Annotated in this window: 19 protein-coding genes; 4 read left to right on the top strand and 15 right to left on the bottom strand. The window is 76.4% G+C overall.

Annotation, left to right across the window (positions count from 1 at the left end):
- Positions 1 to 21 precede the first annotated feature (21 nt).
- Positions 22 to 1,284, bottom strand: coding sequence for an MFS transporter (locus tag ACWIX6_RS01760; RefSeq protein WP_448615127.1), 1,263 nt, complete (start codon positions 1,282 to 1,284; stop codon positions 22 to 24).
- Positions 1,285 to 1,425: 141 nt separating this feature from the next.
- On the opposite strand from ACWIX6_RS01760, the gene ACWIX6_RS01755 reads away from it, so the two are divergent.
- Positions 1,426 to 2,118, top strand: a complete 693-nt coding sequence (locus tag ACWIX6_RS01755; RefSeq protein ID WP_448615126.1) for a hypothetical protein — start codon at positions 1,426 to 1,428, stop codon at positions 2,116 to 2,118.
- Here ACWIX6_RS01755 and ACWIX6_RS01750 read toward each other — a convergent pair.
- The 3 genes from ACWIX6_RS01750 to ACWIX6_RS01740 form a co-directional block, all read right to left on the bottom strand.
- Positions 2,108 to 3,406 carry a GAF domain-containing protein gene (locus ACWIX6_RS01750; protein ID WP_448615125.1) on the bottom strand — a complete coding sequence of 433 codons (1,299 nt, stop codon included), beginning with the start codon at positions 3,404 to 3,406 and terminating at the stop codon, positions 2,108 to 2,110. The genes ACWIX6_RS01755 and ACWIX6_RS01750 overlap by 11 nt on opposite strands.
- Positions 3,407 to 3,608: 202 nt before the next feature.
- Positions 3,609 to 3,860, bottom strand: a complete 252-nt coding sequence (locus tag ACWIX6_RS01745) for a type II toxin-antitoxin system Phd/YefM family antitoxin (RefSeq protein WP_448615124.1) — start codon at positions 3,858 to 3,860, stop codon at positions 3,609 to 3,611.
- Between the two features lie 55 nt (positions 3,861 to 3,915).
- Complete coding sequence (locus ACWIX6_RS01740) at positions 3,916 to 5,199, bottom strand: multidrug effflux MFS transporter (protein WP_448615123.1); 1,284 nt, start codon at positions 5,197 to 5,199, stop codon at positions 3,916 to 3,918.
- A 247-nt stretch (positions 5,200 to 5,446) separates the two neighbouring features.
- Here ACWIX6_RS01740 and ACWIX6_RS01735 point away from each other — a divergent pair, with 247 nt between their 5' ends.
- Positions 5,447 to 6,487, top strand: a complete 1,041-nt coding sequence (locus ACWIX6_RS01735) for a DUF2332 domain-containing protein (protein ID WP_448615122.1) — start codon at positions 5,447 to 5,449, stop codon at positions 6,485 to 6,487.
- A 16-nt stretch (positions 6,488 to 6,503) separates the two neighbouring features.
- Here the strand turns inward: ACWIX6_RS01735 and ACWIX6_RS01730 are convergent, their stop codons facing one another.
- From ACWIX6_RS01730 to ACWIX6_RS01715, 4 genes are all read right to left on the bottom strand, one after another.
- Positions 6,504 to 7,688, bottom strand: a complete 1,185-nt coding sequence (locus tag ACWIX6_RS01730; RefSeq protein ID WP_448615121.1) for an RNA polymerase sigma factor — start codon at positions 7,686 to 7,688, stop codon at positions 6,504 to 6,506.
- Positions 7,685 to 8,092 carry a YciI family protein gene (locus ACWIX6_RS01725; protein ID WP_448615120.1) on the bottom strand — a complete coding sequence of 136 codons (408 nt, stop codon included), beginning with the start codon at positions 8,090 to 8,092 and terminating at the stop codon, positions 7,685 to 7,687. The genes ACWIX6_RS01730 and ACWIX6_RS01725 overlap by 4 nt, the downstream gene beginning before the upstream one ends.
- A 104-nt stretch (positions 8,093 to 8,196) precedes the next feature.
- Positions 8,197 to 9,666, bottom strand: a complete 1,470-nt coding sequence (mftF, locus tag ACWIX6_RS01720) for a mycofactocin biosynthesis glycosyltransferase MftF (RefSeq protein WP_448615119.1) — start codon at positions 9,664 to 9,666, stop codon at positions 8,197 to 8,199.
- A 196-nt stretch (positions 9,667 to 9,862) separates the two neighbouring features.
- Positions 9,863 to 10,114 carry a type B 50S ribosomal protein L31 gene (locus ACWIX6_RS01715; RefSeq protein WP_448615118.1) on the bottom strand — a complete coding sequence of 84 codons (252 nt, stop codon included), beginning with the start codon at positions 10,112 to 10,114 and terminating at the stop codon, positions 9,863 to 9,865.
- A gap of 158 nt (positions 10,115 to 10,272) precedes the next feature.
- Between ACWIX6_RS01715 and ACWIX6_RS01710 the strand changes: the two genes are divergently transcribed.
- Positions 10,273 to 11,271 carry an iron-siderophore ABC transporter substrate-binding protein gene (locus ACWIX6_RS01710; protein WP_448615117.1) on the top strand — a complete coding sequence of 333 codons (999 nt, stop codon included), beginning with the start codon at positions 10,273 to 10,275 and terminating at the stop codon, positions 11,269 to 11,271.
- Positions 11,268 to 12,224, top strand: a complete 957-nt coding sequence (locus ACWIX6_RS01705; RefSeq protein ID WP_448615116.1) for an ABC transporter substrate-binding protein — start codon at positions 11,268 to 11,270, stop codon at positions 12,222 to 12,224. Before ACWIX6_RS01710 ends, ACWIX6_RS01705 begins: the two co-directional genes overlap by 4 nt.
- Before the next feature lie 27 nt (positions 12,225 to 12,251).
- On the opposite strand, the gene mftE is transcribed toward ACWIX6_RS01705, so the two are convergent.
- From mftE to ACWIX6_RS01670, 7 genes are all read right to left on the bottom strand, one after another.
- Positions 12,252 to 12,947 (bottom strand): mycofactocin biosynthesis peptidyl-dipeptidase MftE, encoded by a 696-nt coding sequence (gene mftE, locus ACWIX6_RS01700; protein WP_448615115.1) that lies wholly within the window; start codon positions 12,945 to 12,947, stop codon positions 12,252 to 12,254.
- Entirely contained in the window at positions 12,944 to 14,881 is a 1,938-nt protein-coding gene (locus ACWIX6_RS01695; RefSeq protein ID WP_448615114.1) for a mycofactocin system FadH/OYE family oxidoreductase 2, read from the bottom strand. The genes mftE and ACWIX6_RS01695 overlap by 4 nt, the downstream gene beginning before the upstream one ends.
- A 76-nt stretch (positions 14,882 to 14,957) precedes the next feature.
- Positions 14,958 to 16,787, bottom strand: a complete 1,830-nt coding sequence (locus ACWIX6_RS01690; protein ID WP_448615113.1) for a putative bifunctional diguanylate cyclase/phosphodiesterase — start codon at positions 16,785 to 16,787, stop codon at positions 14,958 to 14,960.
- A gap of 88 nt (positions 16,788 to 16,875) precedes the next feature.
- Entirely contained in the window at positions 16,876 to 17,493 is a 618-nt protein-coding gene (locus ACWIX6_RS01685; RefSeq protein WP_448615112.1) for a vWA domain-containing protein, read from the bottom strand.
- A gap of 381 nt (positions 17,494 to 17,874) precedes the next feature.
- Complete coding sequence (locus ACWIX6_RS01680; RefSeq protein WP_448615111.1) at positions 17,875 to 18,831, bottom strand: AAA family ATPase; 957 nt, start codon at positions 18,829 to 18,831, stop codon at positions 17,875 to 17,877.
- 134 nt (positions 18,832 to 18,965) lie between these two features.
- On the bottom strand, positions 18,966 to 19,799 hold the full coding sequence (locus ACWIX6_RS01675; RefSeq protein ID WP_448615110.1) for a mycofactocin-coupled SDR family oxidoreductase: 834 nt from the start codon (positions 19,797 to 19,799) through the stop codon (positions 18,966 to 18,968).
- Positions 19,796 to 20,617 carry a mycofactocin-coupled SDR family oxidoreductase gene (locus ACWIX6_RS01670; protein ID WP_448615109.1) on the bottom strand — a complete coding sequence of 274 codons (822 nt, stop codon included), beginning with the start codon at positions 20,615 to 20,617 and terminating at the stop codon, positions 19,796 to 19,798. The genes ACWIX6_RS01675 and ACWIX6_RS01670 overlap by 4 nt, the downstream gene beginning before the upstream one ends.
- Between the last annotated feature and the right edge of the window lie 167 nt (positions 20,618 to 20,784).

The raw sequence follows: 20,784 nt of genomic DNA, 5'->3' as shown, positions 1-20,784 counted from the left end.
TTGCACCCAGGTTGCAGCCGGTCAGCTCCCGGCGACGTCGGTGCCGCCCCGTCGGCGCAGTGCGGCGGAGACGGCCAGCACGCCGAGCCCCAGCACGGCGAGCCCGGCGCCGACCAGGCTCGGGGCGGTGTAGCCCAGCCCGGCGGCGATGACCAGCCCGCCGATCCAGGCGCCCAGGGCGTTGGCGGCGTTCAGCGAGGAGTGGTTCAGCGCCGCGCCGAGCATCTGGGCGTCGCCGGCGACCTCCATCAGCCGCAGCTGCAGGAGGACGACCAGGGTGGAGGCGGCGGCCGCCACGGTGAAGACCAGCGCGGTGAGCGCGACCGCGCTGCCCGCGGCCGCGGGCAGGACCGCCAGCAGCAGGCCGGTGGCCGCCATGGCGCCCACGAGCGAGCGGAACAGCGCGCGGTCGGCGAGCCGGCCGCCCAGCGTGGTGCCCGCGACGCCGCCGAGGCCGAAGGCGAGCAGCACCACCGGCACGAAGCCGGCGGGGCGCCCGGTGACGTCGGTGACGATCGGCGCGATGTAGCTGTACATGGCGAACATGCCGCCGAAGCCGACGACGCCGGCCAGCAGCGTCAGCAGCACCTGCGGCCGGCGCAGGGCCCCCAGCTCGGTGCGCACGCTCGCCGACGGCCGGCCGGGCGTCGAGGGCACCACCGTGAGGACGGCGGCCACGGTCAGCGCGGCGAGGACGACGACGGCCCAGTAGGCGGACCGCCAGCCGAGCTGCTGCCCCAGCCAGGTGGCCGCGGGCACCCCCGCGACGTTGGCCGCGGCCAGGCCGAGCATCACCGAGCTCACCGCCCGGCCACGGACGTGCGGGGCGACCAGCGAGGCGGCGATCAGCGAGGCGACGCCGAAGTAGGCGCCGTGCGGCAGGCCGGCGACGACCCGGGCGACCAGCAGGGTGCGGTACCCGGGCGCCAGCGCGGTGAGCGCGTTGCCCACCAGCAGGGCCGTCAGCAGACCCACCACGAGCAGTCGGCGGGGCAGCCGGGCGCCCAGCGCGGCGATCACCGGCGCGCCCACGACGACGCCGACGGCGTAGGCGGAGATGACGTGGCCCCCGGTGGGGATGTCCACGCCGACGCCGCGGGCGATGTCGGGCAGCAGGCCCATCGTGACGAACTCGGTGGTGCCGATGGCGAAGCCGCCCAGCGCGAGAGCCACCAGGGCCAGCACGGTCCGCGGCGTCCACAGCCGGTCCGCGGTCCCCGCCCGGCCCGGTCCCGGGACGGCGGGGCGGGCGGGCGCGGTCTCGACGGCGGGCAGGTCGGGCACGTCCGGGCGAAGGCCCGTGCGCCCCGGCTCATTCCCCGCCCCCTTCCCCGGCACCCGGGGCGCCCGGGTCAAGGAGGACCACCTCGGTGCCGACCACTCCTGGGAGGACGTACGGCACGGGCGACGAGGGGAGGCACGACGATGGCCGGCAGGAAGCGGCGGGCAGCACGGGTCCGCCCGCTGGAGGTGGCCGCCGGGCTCGCCGCGGCGGGCCTGCTGGCGGCCGGCATCTGGCCGGCGGCCCCGGTGCAGGTCGCGGCCGCCACGGTCGCGGCCTTCGCCCCGCAGGCTCCGCTGCGCTCCGCGGTGGAGGCCCCGATCCCGCTGCGCGTCGAGGTCCCCCCTGCCGTCCCGCCACCGCTGGTCGACAGCTCCGCCGCCGCCGGCTCCGGGCCCGGCATGACCGTGCCGCAGCCGCCGCGTCCCGCCCGCACCGGCCGGGTCGTGAACCCCTACGTCGGCTACGGCGAGTCCCCCGAGCTCACCCCGCGGCCGGTGTCCTGCGGGGGTCACGTCTCCCCGCGCCGGGTCGACCCGGGCGTCGTCCCGGGGGCGGGGTCGGCGACGCTGACCTGGCAGGCCGGCGGCCGGGCGGAGGTGCTCGGCTACCGGGTGTCGGCGGTCAGCCAGACCCTGGTCCCCGGCGTCCAGCCGGTCCCGGTGCAGCGGACGGTCGCGCAGCCGGCGGACTGCTCACCGCTCGAGGTCACCGTTCCCGGGCTGACGCCGGGGGACTCCTACGTGTTCTGGCTCGAGGAGCAGACGCTGGACCCGACGACCGAGGTCGTCAGCTTCGTCCAGGTCGGCACGTCGGAGGCCGTGGTCATCTCCTGACCCCGCGCCGGCCGCGCAGCTGCAGCCGCTGCACCTGGGCGGCGGCCGCGGTCCGCCGCGGCGACCCGACGGGCAGGACGGTCAGGCAGGCCTGCCAGAAGGCCAGGTCGTCGGCCGCCTCGGCCAGCCCGCCGTAGCGGACCATCAGCTCCGGGCGGCTGCTGGCCAGCACGGCCTGCCGCAGCGCCCCGGACAGCCGCGCGCGGGCCGCCCGCACGCCCGGCGCCTCCGACCGGGGCAGCAACGCCCCCGGGTAGCGGTCCAGCGCCGCGCCGACGGCGCCGCGGCCGAGCAGCTGCCGGACGTCGTCGGCGTCGCTGCGCACCGGCCCCATCAGGCGGTACGGCCGGGAACCGACCAGCTCGTCGCCCACCAGCCGGCGCAGCCGGGACAGCTCGGCGCGCACGGTGACCGGCGCGGCGTCCCCGGGGTGGCACTCGGCGGCCAGCTGCTCGGCGGAGCGACCCTCGCCGGCGCCGGCCGCCTCGGCCAGCAGCACGACCAGCTCGGAGTGCCGCAGGGACAGCTCGAGCGGTCCGTTCGCCGTGGTCAGCCGGGCGCGGTCACGGCCGAGGACCTCCAGCGCGGGGGCGGCGCTGCGGTCCGGGGAGGCGCCGGCCGGGATGCGGAGCCGGGACGTCGTCGCCTGCTCGCGAAACAGCCAGCGCAGCTCCGACTCCGCCGCGGCGGCGGTGGCCCGCACCAGGGTGAGCACGTGCGGGCTGGCGACGTGGTCCCCGCCGGTCACGTCGATGGCGCCGAGCAGCGCGCCGGTGACCGGGTGGTGCACCGGCGCGGCCGAGCAGCTCCACGGCTGCACCGGCCGCCGGTAGTGCTCGCTGCCGTAGATCTGCACCGCGTGGTCCAGGGCCAGCGCCGTCCCCGGTGCGTTGGTGCCGGCGACGTCCTCGTTCCAGGACGCGCCCTCGACGAAGTGCATGGTGGCCGCCCGGTCGCGCAGCCGGGTGTCGCCCTCCACCCAGAGCATCCGGCCGGCGGCGTCGGTGACCGCGACGATCATCTGGTCGACCTCCGCGTCGGCGACCAGCAGCCGGCGGATCACCGGCATGACCGCGGCCAGCGGGTGGGCGGTGCGGTAGGCCTCCAGGTCGTCGTCGAGCAGGTCGACCGGCGGGGGCGCGCCGTCCGGGTCGACGCCACTGCCCAGCGAGCGGCGCCAGGAGTCCCAGACGACCGACCGCACCTGGCCGCCCGCGGGGACCGCGTCGGGCACGCCGCCGCGGGTCACCAGCGCCTCGTGGGCGGCCTTGAGCCCTCGGGTGAGCACGGGGCTCGGAGGGCCCGCGGGCAGCGCGAGCCAGGGGTTCGTCGCCGTCACAGGTCGGCGTCCCCGGGGCTGAGGGTCATCGCGCCCCCATCGTGACCGCTGTCACCGCATCGCGCCAGGAGGTCCGCCACGGACGAGGCGGTCAACGAGGCGGCAGGACCGGCACGTCGTACGCCCGGCAGCGGGGGCCGCGGTGACCGGGTCACGTGCCGTACCAGTCGCGCCCGCCCTGCTCGGTGGAGCCATCGAAGTCATCAGGCACGGTGATGCCCCTCCCCGTCCACCCGGGGACCCGCGGTGACTGCGGCCCCAGGGGCGCCGGGGGTGCCCAACGCGACAGGCGGGCCACCGGCCGCCCGTGGCGCGCGATGAGGATCTCCTCGCCGGCCTCGACCCGGCCGAGCAGCTGCGACAGGTGGGTCTTCGCGTCGCGGACGCTGACGACATCGCTCATGCGTCGAGGATGTCGCGGCTGGTCTGGCCTGACCGGCCATTCGGCCCCGCCGGAGTCAGGTGGTCGCCGGCTCCTCGGCGGAGAGCTGCCAGGGCTTCACCACAGCGAACAGCGTGAGCAGGGCCAGCAGCAGGGCACCGAGGATGACCGCGCCCATGGCGACCGCGTCGTTGCCGAGCAGCCCGACCACCGGGGCGACCAGGGCACCGACGGTGAACTGGACGGCGCCGAGCATCGCCGCGGCGGTGCCGGCCGCCTCGCCGTGGCGCTGCAGCGCCAGCGCCGGGGCGTTGGGCAGCGCCAGCCCGGAGGCGGCGAGCACCGCCCACAGCGGGCCGACCACGCCGGCCAGACCGCCGAACCCGGTGGCGGCGAACACGAGCAGCACCAGTGCGGCGACGGCCCCGGCGACCGTGGCGGCGACCAGGATCTGCTGCGGCTCGAAGCGGCGCAGCAGCACCGGGTTGAACTGGGTGGCGCCGATCAGCCAGACCGCGCCGGCGCCGAACAGCAACCCGAACTGCTGCTCGTCGAGGCCGAACTCGCCCTGGTAGACGAACGACGAGCCGGAGACGTAGCTGAACAGGCCGGCCATGGTCAGGCCGGCGACGACCACCAGGCCGACGAAGGTGCGGTCCCCGAACAGGCCGCGGTAACTGCGCAGGGTGCCACGCACGCCGTTGCTGCGCCGGCGCTCCGGCGGCAGCGTCTCCTCGAGCAGGAACGCGCCGAGCACCAGCAGGAAGACACCGAAGACGGCGAGGACGCCGAAGACGCCGCGCCACGAGGTGAAGCGCAGGACCTCGCCGCCCAGGGTGGGGGCGAGCACCGGCGCGGCGCCGAGGACCAGGAAGAGCCGGGAGAGCATCGTGGCTGCGGCCCGGCCGGAGTAGAGGTCCCGGACGACGGCGAGGGCGACGACCGCCCCGGCCGCGGCGCCGGCGCCCTGCAGCACCCGGAGCAGGCCGAGGACGGCGATGTTCGGCGCGACGAGCACCAGCAGCGAGGCCAGCACGTGCACCGCGGTGCCGGCCAGCAGCGGCCGGCGACGTCCCACGGCGTCCGACAGCGGGCCGAGCACGAGCTGACCGAGGGCCAGGCCGAGCAGCGTGCCGGTCAGCGTCAGCTGGACGGCCGACGAGGTGGTCTGCAGGTCGGTCGCGATGGTGGGCAGCGCCGGGAGGTACATGTCGATGGTCATCGGGCCCAGCGCGACGAACGCGCCGAGCACCAGCACCATCTTGAGCCCGCCGGTCGGGGCCTTCGTCGTCGTCGTCGCTGCCGCTGGTGCGCCGGTCACGGGCGCCAGCACGTCGCTGCGGTCCTCGGTGGTCGTCATGGGGTCCCTCGGTGGGTGCGCTGCCGATCGGGACCCACACTGGCTCCGAACTGTCATCGGTCCCCAAGTACCTGCCGGCCGCGCCCATTCCCGGCCCGACAACCGAGCGCGTGGCGTGACGGCCGGGGAACTGTTCCGCCTCGTGCCCGTGGTGGGTCCGGGCCGTCGCTCCCGTGGCTAGGTTGTCGGGATGCCGGGGCGGAGCGCAGGCGCCCGACCTGCAGGTGGAGCTCGCACGCTCGCCGAGGTGTACCGGCGCTTCGGAGAGGACGCCGCCGGGACCTCGCCGCTGTACGAGCGCGTCGCCGTCGCGCTGAGCGAGTCCGCGGAGGCGCTGCGCGCCATCGGGACGGCGCCGGCGCGCAAGCGGCGCCCCGCGCTGGTCCTGGCCGCGCTGCACGACCTCGCCCTCGCCGGACGCGCCCCGGCCCTCGCCGCCGCCTACGCCGCCGCCGACCTCGACGCCGCCGCCGACGCGGCGATCGACACCCTGCTGCGGATGACAGACGAGGTCGTGGCCGTCGCCGCGCGCCGGCGCCCCCAGACCTCCGAGACCGCGCGCTGCGCCGTCCTGTACCCGGCCGTGGCCGAGGCGGCCCGCCGGGCGGGCGCGGACGCCGTCGGGCTGGTCCACGTGGGCTCCACACCCGGGCTCGACCTGCACGTCGACCGCGTCGGCATCACCTACAGCGACGGCCGGTCGCTCGGCGACCCGTCGTCGCCCGTGCAGCTGTCCGCCTCCGTCGTGGGAGCGCGACCAGTCCCGATGCGGGCGGTCCCCGTCGTCGTCGCCCGGATCGGCGTCGACCCCGATCCGGTCGACCTGACCGACGCCGACGACGCCCGGTGGTTGCGCGCCTGCCTGCCGCCGGACCGACCGGAGCGCGCCTCGCAGCTCGACGCGGAGGTCGCGGTGGCCGCGACGGCCCCTCCCGAGCTGCTCCGCGGGGACCCCGTCGGGCTGCTGCCCGACGCACTCGCGCAGGTGCCCGCGGACGCCCTGCCCGTCGTCACCACGACCTGGGCGCTGTCCCGACTCCCGCCGGAGAGCCGCCGGTGCTTCCTGCGCCGCCTCGACGACGCGGCGGCCGGCCGGGCGGCGGCCTGGGTGTCGGCGGAGGGCGTGGGGGTCGCGCCCTCCGTACCGACGCTCGGCGACCGCCCCGCCTCCGGCCACAGCATCATCGGACTGGCGGTGTCCCACCGGTCGACGCTGCACGCCGAGGCCCTCGGCCGCTGCTGGTCGCGGGGCCGCCTGCTGTCCTGGCTGGCGGACACCGGGAGCTGACCGGGCCCCACGCGGCTCAGCCGGACGCGCCCTGCCGCAACCGGGCCGCCTGCCGGGTGAGGTGGTCGCGCTCGGCCAGGTTGGACGCCGCCCGCGCCGCCGCGGCGTAGAGGTCGGCCGCCTCGGCGAGCCGGCCCGCCTTCTCCTGCAGGTGGGCCGCGGCCGCCGAGTGGCGAGGCAGGTCCGGGTCCACCTCGGCCAGCGCGGCCAGCCCCGCCGGGGCGCCGTCCGCCTCCCCGACCGCCACCGCCCGGTTGAGCCTCGCCACCGGGGAGCCGGTGATCGCCACCAGCTCGTCGTACCACTCGACGATCTGCACCCAGTCGGTCTCCTCGAACCGCCGCGCGTCGGCGTGCAGCGCGGCGATCGCCGCCTGGGCCTGGTACTCCCCCAGCCGGTCCCGGGCCAGCGCGGCCTGCAGGACCTCCACCCCCTCGGCGATCAGCGTGGTGTCCCACCGGGACCGGTCCTGCGCGGCCAGTGCGACCAGCCGGCCGGCTGGGTCGGTGCGCGCGGCGCGGCGCGCGTGGTGCAGCAGCATCAGCGCGAGCAGGCCAGCGACCTCGGGCTCGTCGACCACCGCCGCCAGCTGCCGGGTGACCCGGATCGCCTCGGTGGCGAGGTCGAGCTCGCCGGAGTGTCCCTCGTTGTAGATCAGGTACAGCACCCGCAGCACCGTCGGGAGGTCGCCCGGCCGGCCCAGCGACACCTCCGCGATGCGACGCTTGGCCCGGCTGATCCGCTGCGCCATCGTCGACTCCGGCACGAGGTAGGCCTCGGCGATCTGCCGGGTCGTCAGCCCACCGACGGCGCGCAGCGTGAGTGCCACCGCGGAGCTCGGCGTCAGCGACGGGTGCGCGCACAGCAGGTAGAGCTGCAGGGTGTCGTCGACGTCGGGCACCGGCCCGCCCGGCGGCTCCAGCTCACGGGCGACCTCGCGGTCCTGGCGGGCGCGTTCGGACCGGACCAGGTCCAGGTACCGGCGCCACGACACCGTGACCAGCCAGCCCTTGGCGTCCCGCGGCGGGTCCGCCGGCCAGGTCCGGAGAGCCGTCACCAGGGCCTCCTGGACGGCGTCCTCGGCCGACGCGAAGTCCGCTCCGCGCCGGACGAGGACGCCGATCACCTCGGGGATCAGCTGCCGCAGCCGCGGCCCGTCCACGCCGGTGTGCACGCCGGTGCCCGCCCGCCGTCCGGTCACTCGGTGACGGCGGGCGCGTCGCCGAGGAAGGGCCGGACCTCCAGCCACTCGTGGATCGGCTTCCCCCCGGCACCGGGCGCGGCCGACAGCTCCCCGGCCAGCGCGACGGCGCGGTCCCAGGAGTCGACGTCGATCACCATCCAGCCGGCGATCAGGTCCTTGGTCTCCGCGAACGGGCCGTCGGTGACCGGTGGCCGCCCCTCGCCGTCGTACCGCACGAAGGCGCCCTCCGGCGACAAAGCCTGGCCGTCGACGAACTCACCGGACTGCCGCAGCCGCGACGCGAAGTCCTCCATGTACGCCACGTGGGCGTCGATCTCCTCCGGCGTCCACCGGTCCATCGGCACGTCGTTCACCGCCGCCGGCGCGCCGCGGTAGTGCTTGAGCAGCAGGTACTTGGCCATCGGGACTCCCTCGTACGGTGCGGCCCATCCTGGCCGCCTCACCCCGGGGACGGAGCCGAGGACGCCGTCTCGACATCTCCCGGACGCCGGATCGACGGAGATCCTCAGATCCGGCCCGGACCGGCGGGCAGCAGGGCACGGGCGTCGCGGGCGCGCAGCGCGCCCCACCACAGCCCGGCGCCGTAGCCCAGGTCCTCCAACCGCCGCCCGGCGGCGAAGGCGGCGAACCCGATCGTCCGGCGCCGGGGCCACCACGCCAGCGCGGCGTCCAGCACCGCCACCGCGGCGGTCAGCCGCCGGGCCCGGCGGGACAGCAGGCAGCCGACGACCGCGACCGGCCAGTGGTGCCGGGTGGCCGCGCGGGCCAGCGTGCGCCCGGACGCCGCCGTCCCCCGGGCCACCAGCGCGGCGGACAGCGCCACCGGCGGCGGCTGACCCGGCCGGGCCAGCCGCCGGGCCAGCCGGGCGGTCGCCGTCCCGAGGACGACGGCGGCGGCCCCGATCCCGGCCGGCCGGCCGGTCAGCGCGAGCCCCCAGGCCGCCGACGACCACGGGGAGACGACGACCGGGGCCACCGCCGACCCGTGCCGCTGCGCCAGCAGCGCGGCTCCGGTGCCGTAGAACGCCCGCCGTCGCAGCCACTCCCCCGGCTCCCCGCGGTGGTCGTGCGCCACGGTGGCCGCCGGCTCGTAGCGCACCCGCCACCCGGCGCCGACCAGCCGCCACACCAGGTCGACGTCCTCGGCCACCCGCATCGACTCGTCGAAGCCCTCGCCCAGCGCGCCGCGCCGGGCCAGCAGCGCCGCGCTCGGCACGTAGGACACCGCACTGCGCGGCGCGACCGGTGCCGGGTGCGGGCCCATGTCCAGCGCGCTGGCCACCGTCTCGTACCGGCTGACCCAGCCCGGCCGCTCGACCGGGACGGCGGTGATCCGCGGCGCCACCACGGCCAGCCGCGGGTCGCCCAGGTGCCCGGCCAGTCGCGGCAGCCAGCCGGGCGCGGGCACGCAGTCGGAGTCCAGGAACGCCACCGCCGCCGTCCGCACGACCCGCAGGCCGGCGTTCCGGGCCGCCGCCGGGCCCCGGGCCACCTCGTGACGGACCAGTCCCGCCCCGACCTCCCGGGCGGCCGCGGCGACGGCCGACGGGTCCGCGGAACCGTCGTCGACCACCACGACCGGGCAGGCCGCCGTCCCCGGGTCCGCGCGCAGGGTGGCGAGCAGCCGCCGCAGGCCGTCGGTGCGGTCCTTGACCGGCACCACCACCGTGACGTCGAGGTCGTGTGCGTCGGGGAGGTCCGGATGCGCCAGCCCGGCGTCCAGCAAGTGCCCGGCGAGGGCCGCGGTGCGCGCGTCGTCCACCACCAGCCGGTCGCCGGTCAGCAGCGCCCGGGCGGCCGGCGCCAACCGCATCATCCGCAGCGGCGAGCCGCCGAGCAGCGCGGCGCCGCCGTCCCGGCGCCGGGTGCGCGGGTCCAGCCGGACGGCGAACCCGTCCGGGAGCCGCTCCGCCGGCCCGGCTGTCCTCGCGGTGCCGGGGGTGTCCGCGCGGTCGACCGCGGGGGGACCCCCCACACCGTGAGGGGTCCTCTCCCGAGCCGGCCCGGCGCCCGTCGTCACCCGTCGACGCGGTCCGGGTGGATCGTCGACACGACGATGGGGATCACGGGGTCGCCTCCGGGGTCGGGGGCCCCACCGTAGGGGCCGGACAGCGCGACGCCCCCGGCAGGTCCGGGTGGACCTGCCGGGGGCGCCGTCGAGTCGGTGCGGGTCAGCCGCGGGAGCGGGTCCCGTAGCGCTGGCGGAACTTCTCGACCCGGCCCGCGGTGTCGATGACCCGCTGGTCGCCGGTCCAGAACGGGTGCGAGGAGGCACTGGTCTCCACCGTCACCAGCGGCAGGGTCTCGCCGTCCAGCTCGATCGTCTGGCTGGTGGCGACCGTGGACCGGGTGCGGTAGGTGGCGCCGGTGGCGCTGTCCCGGAAGACGACGGTGCGGTACTCGGGGTGGATGCCGTTCCTCATGGTGTTCCTCTCGGTCTCGCGGGACGTCCACCCCCGTCGGGGCGGGCTGATCGCGGCACCGGGCACAACCACCGGGGCAGCACCGCTGTTCCCGCCACCGGGACCGGCCGGCGACGTGTGGTTAGGTGAGCCTTCCCTGACCTGTCGAGGAGATGTGCATGTCGTCCCGTCGTCCCGCCCTGCGCGGCGCCGCCCTGCTGGCCGCCGCCGTCGTCGCCACCGGCTGCAGCTCCGGCGCCGAGCCCGACCCCGCTGCCGCCGAGGCCGGGACCGGGACGGCCGCCGCCTCCGGGTTCCCGGTGACCGTCAGCACCGCCTTCGGCGACGTCACCGTCGAGGAGGAGCCGACCCGGGTGGTGGCGCTGGGCTGGTCGGACGCGGAGACCGCGCTCGCCCTCGACGTGCAGCCGGTCGGCGCCAGCGACTGGCTTGGCTTCGGCGGCGAGGGGGTCGGGCCGTGGGCCGAGGGCCGGTACGACGAGGCCCCGGAGATCATCGAGACCCTCGAGCCGAGCCTCGAGGCGGTCGCCGCCCTCGAGCCGGACCTGATCCTGGACACCCGGTCCGACGCCACCCAGGAGCGCTACGACGCGCTGAGCGCCATCGCCCCCACGATCGGCCAGCCCGAGGGGGTCGGCCCCTACCAGACCACCTGGCAGCAGCAGCTCGAGCTGGTCGGCCAGGCGCTGGGGAGGTCCGAGGAGGCCGCCGCGGTGCAGGACGACGTCGACCGGCAGTTCGCCGACGCCGCGGCCGCGAACCCGGGGTTCGAGGGCACCGAGGTCGCCGTGGGGGCGTACACCTCCGAGGGCTTCGGCGGCTACGTCCGCGGCGACGCCCGGGTGGACTTCATGGAGCAGCTGGGCTTCGTCAACGCGCCGGCGATCCAGGAGCTGGCCGGCGAGGACTTCTTCGTCCCGATCAGCGAGGAGCAGCTGCAGCTCTTCGACGCCCCGCTCACCGTCGTGTTCCCGATCTTCGTCGACGCCACGGAGATCACCGCCAACCCGCTGTGGCAGGCCGTGCCCTCGGTGCAGCAGGGCCACGCCGTCGTGCTGGACGACCCGACGCTGGCCAACGCCTTCTCCAGCGGCTCGTCCCTGGGCATCGGCCACGCCCTGGACAACGCCGTCCCGCTGTTCGCCGGTGCGCTGTGACGGTCGGGAGCGCCCGCGCGGGCGCACTGCTGCTGACCGCCGCCGTGACCCTGACGGCGTGCGGCGGCACCGACACCGAGGGGGTCGCCGCCGAGCCGACGGCGGACAGCCGGACCGTGGTCCACGCCCTCGGCGAGACCGTGGTCGAGGGCACCCCGGAGCGGGTCGTCGTCCTGGACACCGGTGAGCTGGACGCCGTCCTGGCGCTCGGGGTCACCCCGGTCGGGTCGGTGCGCACCGACGCCAGCGACACCCTGCCGGCCTACATCACCGACGCCGGGGTCGACCCGGCCGACATCGCGGACGTGGGCACCATCGCCGAGCCGGACCTGGAGGCGATCGCCGCCCTGGACCCGGACCTCATCCTGACCAACCGGGTCCGGCACGAGGACATCACCGACCAGCTGTCCGCCATCGCGCCGACCGTGTACGCCGAGGCCATCGGCGAGACCTGGCAGGAGAACCTGCTGCTGGACGCCGAGGCGCTCGGCCTGACCGCGGAGGCCGAGAAGCTGCTCACCGCGTACGAGCAGCGGGCCGCCGAGGTGGGCGCCCTGTTCGGCGACCCGGCCGACACCGAGGTGAGCATCGTGCGCTTCCTCGACGGCAGTGCCGCCCGGCTCTACGGCGAGGGCTCGTTCATCGGCGCGGTGCTGGCCGACGTCGGCTTCAGCCGGCCGGAGCTGCAGCGGACCGACGAGACCTTCGTCGAGGTGAGCCTGGAGGAGATAAGCCGGGCCGACGCGGACCTGGTGTTCTACAGCTCCTACGGCGAGGAGGGCGGGGCGGTGGTCGACCAGGTGACGACCGGCCGGCTCTGGCAGGGCATGCCGTCGGTCCAGCAGGGACGGGCGTCCGAGGTGAGCGACGACCGGTGGTTCCTCGCGATCGGACCGCTGGGCGCCGGGCTGGTGCTCGACGACCTCGAGCAGATCGCCGCCAGCACCCGCTGACCGGACCGGCCCCGGCCGGCCGCACCGTCAGTCCAGCAGCCGGCCGGTGGCGTCCACCCGCCACCGGCCGGCGGCGGCGGCGAGCCGGGCGACCATCGCCGCCACCAGCTCCGCCCCCTCCGCGGCCGACGCCCCCGCCGGGTCGCCGAGCACCCCGGTGGGGCTGACCCCGCGCACCCCCTCGGCGCGCAGCCGGGGCAGCAGCTCGCCGATGGGGGCGGTCTCCCCCGCCGTGGCCAGCGCCTCGCGCACCCCACGAGGTTCCACGTGCAACATCAGTGACGTCTCGGTGCGGCCGGCATGGGCGTCGCCGCCGGGCACGCCGCACGGGAACCAGGCGGCGTCCCGGCCCTCGGCGCGCAGCAGCGGGAGGGCGGCCCGCAGCGCGTCCAGGTTGCCGCCGTGCCCGTTGACCACCAGCAGCCGGCCGGCCCAGCGGCCCGCCGAGCGCCCGTACTCGACCAGCACCGTGGTCAGCGCCGCCGTGCCGATCGACACGGTGCCCGGGAAGCCCTCGTGCTCACCGCTGGCCCCGTAGGCCAGCGCCGGGGCGAGGAGCGCGCCGGCGAGCCGCGGGACGGCGGCCGCGGCCACGGTCCCGGCGACCACCGTGTCGGTGGCCAGAGGCAGGTGCGGTCCGTGCTGCTCCACCGCGCCGAGCGGGACGACGAGCAGCGGCCGTGCGGTGAGCTCGGGCCAGGTCGCGTCGGCCAGCCGGGTCACAGGGCCGCCCCCATCCGCTCGCCCTCCACGGTCGCCGCGTGCGCCCGGCGCGGGGCCAGGCAGTCGCCGATCCGGTGCACCGGCAGGTCCCCGCCCCTCAGCTCGCGCCACAGCTCGTCGGCCGGGGCGGCGTGCGTGGCCACCACCAGCCAGTCGACGGCGCGCTCCTCCGCCGACCCGGTCGGGTGGTGCAGCAGCCGCACGGTCGGCCGGTCGCCGCCGGTCACCGCGGTCACCACCCGGTCGGTGCTCTGTGCGACGGCCAGCTCCGCGGCCGGGGCGTGCCAACGCTCCGCCTGCAGGGTCGACCCGAGGTCGGCCCCCACGACCATCCCGCTGGTGGTCACCTCCACCGCGCAGCCGCGCGCGGCGAGCAGTGCCGCGGTCGACGGTGCGGCGGCCCAGCCCAGCTCGTCGACCACCAGGACCGCACCGGCCGGCCGCACCCGGCCGGTCAGCACGTCCCGGACGTCGACCACCCGCGCGCTGTCACCGGCCCAGGGCGGCCGGGCGGCCCGGGACCCGGTGGCCAGCACCACGGCGTCGGGCGCCTCCCCGCGGAGCAGCGCGGCGTCCACCGGGCAGGAGGTGCGGACGTCCACGCCGCGCCGGGCGCACTCCGCGGCCAGGTCGGCGACCAGCCGGCCGAACCGGCCGCGCCCCGGTGCCCGGGCGGCGACCAGCACCTGCCCACCGGTGCGGTCGGCCGCCTCGAACAGGGTCACCCGGTGCCCCCGGCGGGCGGCGGTCACCGCGGCCTGCAGGCCGGCCGGCCCGCTCCCGACCACCGCGACACGGAGCGGACGGCGCCGGGGCGCGGGCAGCTCCACCTCCCGGCCGGTCCGCGGGTCCACCACGCAGCCCAGCCACCGGTTCTGCCCGACCCGGCCGATGCACTCCTGGTTGCAGCCCAGGCAGCGGCGGATCTCCACGGCCCGCCCGGTGCGGGCCTTGGCCGCGAACTCGGGGTCGGCGATCTGCCCCCGGACGACGCCGACCAGGTCGCACTGCCCGGTGGCGAGCGCCTCCTCGGCCTCCGCCGGCTCGGTGAACCCGCCGACGGCCACCACCGGCAGCCCGCTCGCGGCGCGCAGCCGGGCAGCGGCCGGGAGCGTCCACCCGCGGGCGGTCCCCATCCCGGCGACGTTGCGGTGCAGGCTCTCCGTGGCGACGCCGACCGAGGTGCTCAGGTAGTCGACCGCGCCGGTGGCGGCGAGCAGCGCGGCGGTCGCCACCGCCTCGTCCGGCGTGATCCCGCCGGGGACGCCGTCGTCCACGGAGAGCCGCACCCCCACCGCGAGGCCCGGCCCGACCGCGTCCCGGACAGCGGCCACCACCTGCAGCAGGAAGCGGGCGCGGGCGGCGAGCGGGCCGCCGTGGCCGTCGGTGCGCCGGTTGGTCGCCCGGGCCAGGAAGCCGCGGAGCAGCGAGGACTGCGAGGCCTGCACCTCCACGCCGTCGGCGCCGCCCGCTGCACAGCGCGCGGCGACGGCCGCCCAGCAGTCCACCAGCTCGGCGGTGCCGGCCTCGGTCAGGGCGACCGGGACCTCGCCGAACAGCGGGTCGGCCACCGCACTGGGCGCCCGGACCGGCTGCCTGGTGTAGGTGGAGGAGGACTGGCCGCCGTTGTGGTTCAGCTGGACGAACACCGGCGTGCCGTGCGCGTGGATGGCGTCGGTGAGCCGCCGCAGGGCCGGGACCAGGTCCGGGTGCCCGCCGTCCACCAGCTTCTCGTACGGCCGGTCCCCGCGGTGCACGGTGACCTCCTCGGTCACCACCAGCCCGGCGCCGCCGGCCGCGCGGGCCGCCAGGTAGGCCGCGTACCGGTCGGGTGGGAGCCCGTCGACGGCGGTGTTGGTCAGGTGTGCGGCGAAGACGACCCGGTTGGCGACGGTCACCGGCCCCAGCCGCAGCGGCGTGGACAGCAGCCTCACCGCGCCCCCCCCCGCCCCGTCCGTCCGGCGCGCGCGCTCCGGCCGCCGTGCGCAGGAGGATGGCACGGGCTCCTGGTCAGCCGAGTGGGACGCCCTGCGGCAGGTGCGCGGCCGCGCCGGCCGCGGGCTCCGGCCGGGCGAAGAGGAAGCCCTGAGCGGACCCGCAGTGCAGGTCCTGCAGCAGGCGGCGCTGCCCGTCGGTCTCCACGCCCTCGGCGACCACGGCCAGCCCCAGGGTGCGGGCCAGCTCCACGATGGAGGAGATCAGGCTTGCCGAGGAGCTGCCCGCGGCCAGGTCGCTGACGAAGGAACGGTCGATCTTGATGATGTCGGCGGGCAGCCGGCGCAGGTAGGACAGGCCGGAGAAGCCGGTGCCGAAGTCGTCGATGGCGATGGCCACCCCCAACGCGCGGAGCTCCGCCAGCTGGGCGACGACCCGCTCCACGTCCTGCACGAGCACGCCCTCGGTGACCTCGAGGGTGAGCTGCCTGGCGGGGAAGCCGCTGTCGGCCAGGGCCGCCACGACGTCGCGGGTCACGTCGTCGTCCATCAACTGGCGGGGCGAGAGGTTCACCGCCATCCGCAGCGGACCATCGACCTCGGTGGACCACGCGGCGGCCTGGTGCAGCGCCTGCCGCAGGACCCAGCGGCCGATCTCGATGATGGCGCCGCTCTCCTCGGCGAGCGGGATGAACTCCGCCGGGGACACCGTCCCCAGCTGCGGGTGGTGCCAGCGCACCAGCGCCTCGAAGCCGGTGGTCCGCCCGTCGGCGAGCAGCACGGTGGGCTGGTAGTGGACCTCCAGCTGGCCGGCCGCGGTCGCCAGCGCCAGGTCCTGCTGCAGCTCCACCCGCCGCTGGGCCGCTTCGCCCATGTCGCCGGCGTAGACGACCAGCCGGTTGCCACCCTGCGCCTTGGCCAGGTACATCGCCAGGTCCGCGTCGCGGAGCAGCGTCCCGGCGTCGGCCGAGCCGGCGTCGGTGCAGGACGCCACGCCGATGCTGCCGTGCACCACCACCGGTCCTCCGCCGTCCAGCAGGATCGGGACGGCGAGGGAGGTGAGCACCCGCTCGGCCACCGCGTGGGCGACGTCCGGCCCGGCAGCCACCAGGACGGCGAACTCGTCACCGCCCATCCGGGCCACCAGGTCCGCAGGGCGCACGCAGCTCTTCAGGCGCTCGGCCAGGACGAGCAGCAACTCGTCGCCGACGGCGTGCCCGCGGCTGTCGTTGACGTCCTTGAAGTCGTCGAGGTCCACGAACAGCACGCTGACCGGGCCACGGCGCAGCGCCCGCTCGGCGGTCTCCTCCAGCAGCGTCCGGTTGGCCAGGCCGGTCAGCGGGTCGCTGAGCACCTGGTCCTCGTTGAGCCGCCACGAGGCGAGGTGCGCCGCACTGGCGGCCAGCACGAACGCCGCGTGCACGACGGCCCACCACCACGCCTCATGCGCCGTGTCCTGGCCGACGACCACGTCCGGGTACAGCGAGCCGACGACCCCGTGGTGGCCCGCGACGACGACCAGGGCGATCCCGAACGGCACCCAGTGCTGGTAGAGCGAGACGACGCCGACCACCACGAAGAAGACGAAGTGCGCCTCGGTGACACCGCTCCACAGGTGCACCAGCGCGACCGAGGCGGCCAGCAGGCTCAGCGTGGTGGCCGCGGCGCGGGCGGTGCGGCCCAGGGCCGGCACCATCGCCGGGACCAGCGGGCCGGCCACCGTGGCGAGCACCGCGACGGCGGTGGGCTGCCCCAGCCCGCGTGCCCAGGCCAGCGCCACCACCGCGACGCCGGCGGCGAACGCGAGCCGGACGATGGCGGAGTGCCGGCGCTGCCAGAGCTGCTCGGGGAGCCGGCGCCCGTGGGGCAGCAGGCGGTCGGCATGGTCGCGGAGCTGTCGGAACATGCCCCGTCCATCGGCGGCGGGTGGGCGGCCCCTGAGCCGGCCCGGTCCCCGGCCACCCGAAAGGGTGGCGCCCGTCCCGGGGGACGGTTCAGTCGGTGAACAGGGCGGAGAGCGCGACGGCGACGTCACGGTGGTCGCGGACCAGCCGGACCCGTCCGCGGCCGAGCCGGGCCAGGTCCCGGCCCAGCTCGACGTCCTGCTCCCCCGAGACGTCCAGCAGGACGTCCAGCCGGGGCAGCCGGGTCGCGGTGAGCCGGGGGTCGGGCCCGGCGTTGTGCACGCAGTCGCTGAGCAGCAGCACCCGGGCGTCCCGCGGCGGGACACCGGCCAGCTGCCGGGCGGCGGTCTCCAGCGCGAAGGAGACGTTGGTCAGCCCCTGGGTGGGCACCCGCAGCAGCAGGTCCAGGACGGCGAGCGGCGCCACCTGCTCCCCCATCCGCACCAGCACCGCGGCGTCGGACCAGAAGGCGACGACGGCGAGCGAGTCGCGGGCCAGCTCCCCGGCCAGCGCGCCCACCGTGGCCGCGGCCGTCCGCACGCGCTCGCCCTTCATCGACCCGGACAGGTCCACGACCAGGACGACCGAGCGCCGCTGCCGGACCCGTTCCCGGACGACGACGTCCGACGCCTCCGGGAACGGGTTGCCGGCGATGGCCTCCAGCGTCCGCTCGAGCTCCAGCTCGTCGGAGCCGCCGCTCCACGACATCGACGCCAGCTCCCCCACGCCGCGGCGAGGACGCCGGTCCGGGGCCGGGCGGGGCACCGACAGCCGGCGGGCGATCTGCCGCGCGCGCGCCCGGGTCAGCTGGTCGGCGGCGCTCTCGGCGGTGAGGTCGGCCAGCGGGATGAGGTCGGCCGGCTCGTCCGTCGTCCCCGAGGCGGAGCCGCCGGGCCGGGACGGACCGGTCCGGCCCCGACGACGGTCCCCGGAGGACAGCGCCAGCCCGCTGCCGCCGGGTGAGGGCTGGTAGAGCGCGGGCTGCTCGCTGAGCTGCTTCGGCCGGCGCCGAAGCGGACGCAGACCGCGCGCGCGGCCCGCACCGGCGCGGTCCCGCCGGGTGACCGGGGAGTCGGCGTCGACGGCTCTTCAACCGGGCGCGGCCGCGGCCGGTCGCAGCAGGAAGTGGTCCTCCCAGATCTCCCGCAGCACGTCCTCCGGAGTCGTCTCCAGGGTGTCGTCGAGGAAGATCCGGCCGGACAGCGCCAGCATCACCGCGTCCAGGACCAGGTCGGTGTACTCCTCGGGCAGCCCGCGCGGCGGGGCCAGCGAGGGCTCGTCGGGCAAGGACACCTCGCGCATGACGGCCAACTGGGCGGCCACGAGCGCGACGTCGATCGCGCCGCGCACGCTGCTTCCCTGCCGGACGTCGTCCCGCTCCCGGGTGGCCCGCACCAGCGCCACCGCATCGGCGACCAGCCGCGGGGAGGCGAGCCCGGTGCGCCGGCCCACGATCCCGCGCTCGGCCTCGGCGTCCTGGTAGCCGATCGCCAGCCGGCACAACCGGTCGTGCACCGACGAGGACAGCCGGGTCGTGCCGACGTTGTCGTAGGGGTTCATCGAGGCGATCACCCGGAAGCTGGGCAGCGCCTCCACGGTGCCCACGCGCGGGACCGCGATCCGCCGCTCGGCCATGGCGGTCAGCAGGGTGTTCAGGGTGTCCTCGGGTGCCCGGTTGAACTCCTCCACGTACAGGAAGGCACCCGACCGCATCGCCTCGATCAGCGGCCCGGGGACGAAGTTGGCCGGCGTGTAGTCCTCCCGCAGCACCCGGGCGGGGTCGTGGTGGCCGACCAGCCGGGTCGGCGTGAGGTCGGCGTTGCCCTCTACGAACACCAGCGGGATGCCCCACTCGGCGGTGATCGAGCGCAGCAGGGTGGACTTCGACGTCCCCGGCGGGCCCTCCAGCAGCACGTCGCGGCCGGCGGCCACCGCGGCCAGCAGGAGGTCCAGCTCGCGCTCCCGGCCGACCAGGTGCCGGGCCACCCGGTCGCGGATGGCGCGGACGTGGACGCCGTCGTCCCCGGTGACGCGGGTACCGGTCACCACGGGGTCGTCGCCGAGGACGTGCTCGGTGTGCTCGTTCAGGGCCCGTTCCTCTCAGGTCACCAGGATGGGCATCGTGGTGGGGCGGGTGGCGGAGGGGGACGGCGGCCGGGGAGCCGCCGTCCCCCGGGGACTCACCGGACGGTGTACCCGGCGTCCACCGGGAGGGTCACGCCGGTGATGTACCGGGCCTCGTCGGAGACGAGGAACAGGATCGCGTTGGAGATGTCCACCGGGTCGACGTAGGGCACCGGCAGCGGGTGCAGCGTCTCGAACAGCTCGGCGAACTTCTCCCGGGACGGCTCGGGGTCGTCCGGGGTGAACAGCCCCCAGGTCTTCGGGTGCTGGATCATCACCGTGTCCACGCCGGTCGGGTGCACGGTGTTCACCCGGATCGACTGCTTCCCGAACTCGTTGGCCAGCGTCCGCATGATCCCGACGACGCCGTGCTTGGCCGCCGTGTAGTGGATCGTGTTGGGCGTCCCCTTGAGCCCGGCCGTGGAGCTGGTCAGCACGATCGACCCGCCGCCGCCCTCGATCAGGTGCGGCAGCGCGACCCGGCAGGTGTTCCACACGCCGGTGAGGTTGATGTCGATCATCTCCTGCCAGGCGTCGTCGGTGAGCTCCAGGGACGGCTGGATCTCGAAGACACCGGCGTTGCCCAGCACGATGTCCAGCCGCCCGAGCTGCGCGACGCCCTCGTCCACCGCCGCCCGCAGCGCCCCGACGTCCCGGACGTCGGCCCGGGTGGCCACGATCCGCCGGTCCAGTGCCTCGACCTGCCGCACGGTCTCGGCCAGGTCCTCCTCCGTGGCCGGCGGGTACATGTGGATGCTCTGCACCGGTGCGGCGATGTCGACGGCGATGATGTCGGCCCCCTCCTGGGCCAGCCGCAGCGCGTGGCTGCGCCCCTGGTTGCGGGCGGCGCCGGTGATGAACGCGACCTTGCCCTCCACCCGCCCGCTCATCGGACGGTGAAGCCCGCGTCGACCGGGAGGGTGACGCCGGTGATGTAGCGGCCCTCGTCGCTGACCAGGAAGGCGATCGCGTTGGAGATGTCGACCGCCTCCATGATCTCGACCGGCAGGAGGTTGGCCAGCATGGCCGCGGCGTCGGGGTTCGCCTGGATCCACTGCCCGATCACGTCGTTCATCACCATCGGCGTGGCGACGCCGGTCGGGTGGACGGTGTTGACCCGGATGCTGTGCGGGGCCAGCCAGTGGGCGAAGGTGCGCATCAGCCCGACGACACCGTGCTTGGCCGCCGCGTACCCCGAGGTGGCGCCGCTGCCGTCACCGCCTCGGCCGGTCAGGCCCTGGGTGGAGCTGGTCAGCACGATCGCGCCACCGTCGCCCTGTTCGATCATCCGGGGCGCGGCGACGTGCACCGTGTTGTAGACCCCGGTCAGGTTGACGCCGATGACCTCGTCCCAGGTCCGGTACGTGTCCGGCTCGGGACCGCCCTGCTGGGCGATGCCGGCGTTGGCCAGCACGATGTCGACCCGGCCGAGCTCGGCCACGCCGGCGTCCAGCGCCGCCTGCATCGCCGAGGCGTCGCGGACGTCCGCCTGACTGGTGACGATCCGCCGGTCGAGCGCCTCCACCTGCCGCGCCGTCTCGGCCAGGTCCTCCGGTGTGGCCATCGGATAGGCCACCGTCTCCAGCTGCTTGCAGACGTCGAGCGCGATGATGTCGGCGCCCTCCTGCGCCAGCCGGACGGCGTGGCTGCGGCCCTGGCCGCGTGCCGCGCCGGTGATGAAGGCGACCTTGCCCTCGAGCTTGCCCATCGTGGTTCCTCTCGTCGGTTCCCCCGGGGTACGTGCACGTTCGGATGCAGTCCGACCTCTGGGGGTCGGACCGTCGGGGCCCCCTCAGGGGGCCGCGGCCGCCGGCCGCCCGGGTCGCGGGTGCCAGGCCGCGGGGCCGCGCAGGTACCAGGGGCGGGACAGCTGGA

The organism is Modestobacter sp. URMC 112 (genome assembly GCF_053502575.1).
This window is presented reverse-complemented; position numbering and strand designations above follow the sequence as displayed.

What these genes read in the sequence shown, in the direction of transcription:
- ACWIX6_RS01685 (WP_448615112.1), bottom strand. Translation starts at nt 17,493, where the DNA reads ATGTCGTGGAGCGGCGGCTCCGACGAGCTGGAGCTCGAGCGGACGCTG.
- ACWIX6_RS01755 (WP_448615126.1), top strand. Translation starts at nt 1,426, where the DNA reads ATGGCCGGCAGGAAGCGGCGGGCAGCACGGGTCCGCCCGCTGGAGGTG.
- ACWIX6_RS01710 (WP_448615117.1), top strand. Translation starts at nt 10,273, where the DNA reads ATGTCGTCCCGTCGTCCCGCCCTGCGCGGCGCCGCCCTGCTGGCCGCC.
- ACWIX6_RS01690 (WP_448615113.1), bottom strand. Translation starts at nt 16,787, where the DNA reads ATGTTCCGACAGCTCCGCGACCATGCCGACCGCCTGCTGCCCCACGGG.
- ACWIX6_RS01715 (WP_448615118.1), bottom strand. Translation starts at nt 10,114, where the DNA reads ATGAGGAACGGCATCCACCCCGAGTACCGCACCGTCGTCTTCCGGGAC.
- ACWIX6_RS01725 (WP_448615120.1), bottom strand. Translation starts at nt 8,092, where the DNA reads ATGGCCAAGTACCTGCTGCTCAAGCACTACCGCGGCGCGCCGGCGGCG.
- ACWIX6_RS01745 (WP_448615124.1), bottom strand. Translation starts at nt 3,860, where the DNA reads ATGAGCGATGTCGTCAGCGTCCGCGACGCGAAGACCCACCTGTCGCAG.
- ACWIX6_RS01675 (WP_448615110.1), bottom strand. Translation starts at nt 19,799, where the DNA reads ATGAGCGGGCGGGTGGAGGGCAAGGTCGCGTTCATCACCGGCGCCGCC.
- ACWIX6_RS01740 (WP_448615123.1), bottom strand. Translation starts at nt 5,199, where the DNA reads ATGACGACCACCGAGGACCGCAGCGACGTGCTGGCGCCCGTGACCGGC.
- ACWIX6_RS01670 (WP_448615109.1), bottom strand. Translation starts at nt 20,617, where the DNA reads ATGGGCAAGCTCGAGGGCAAGGTCGCCTTCATCACCGGCGCGGCACGC.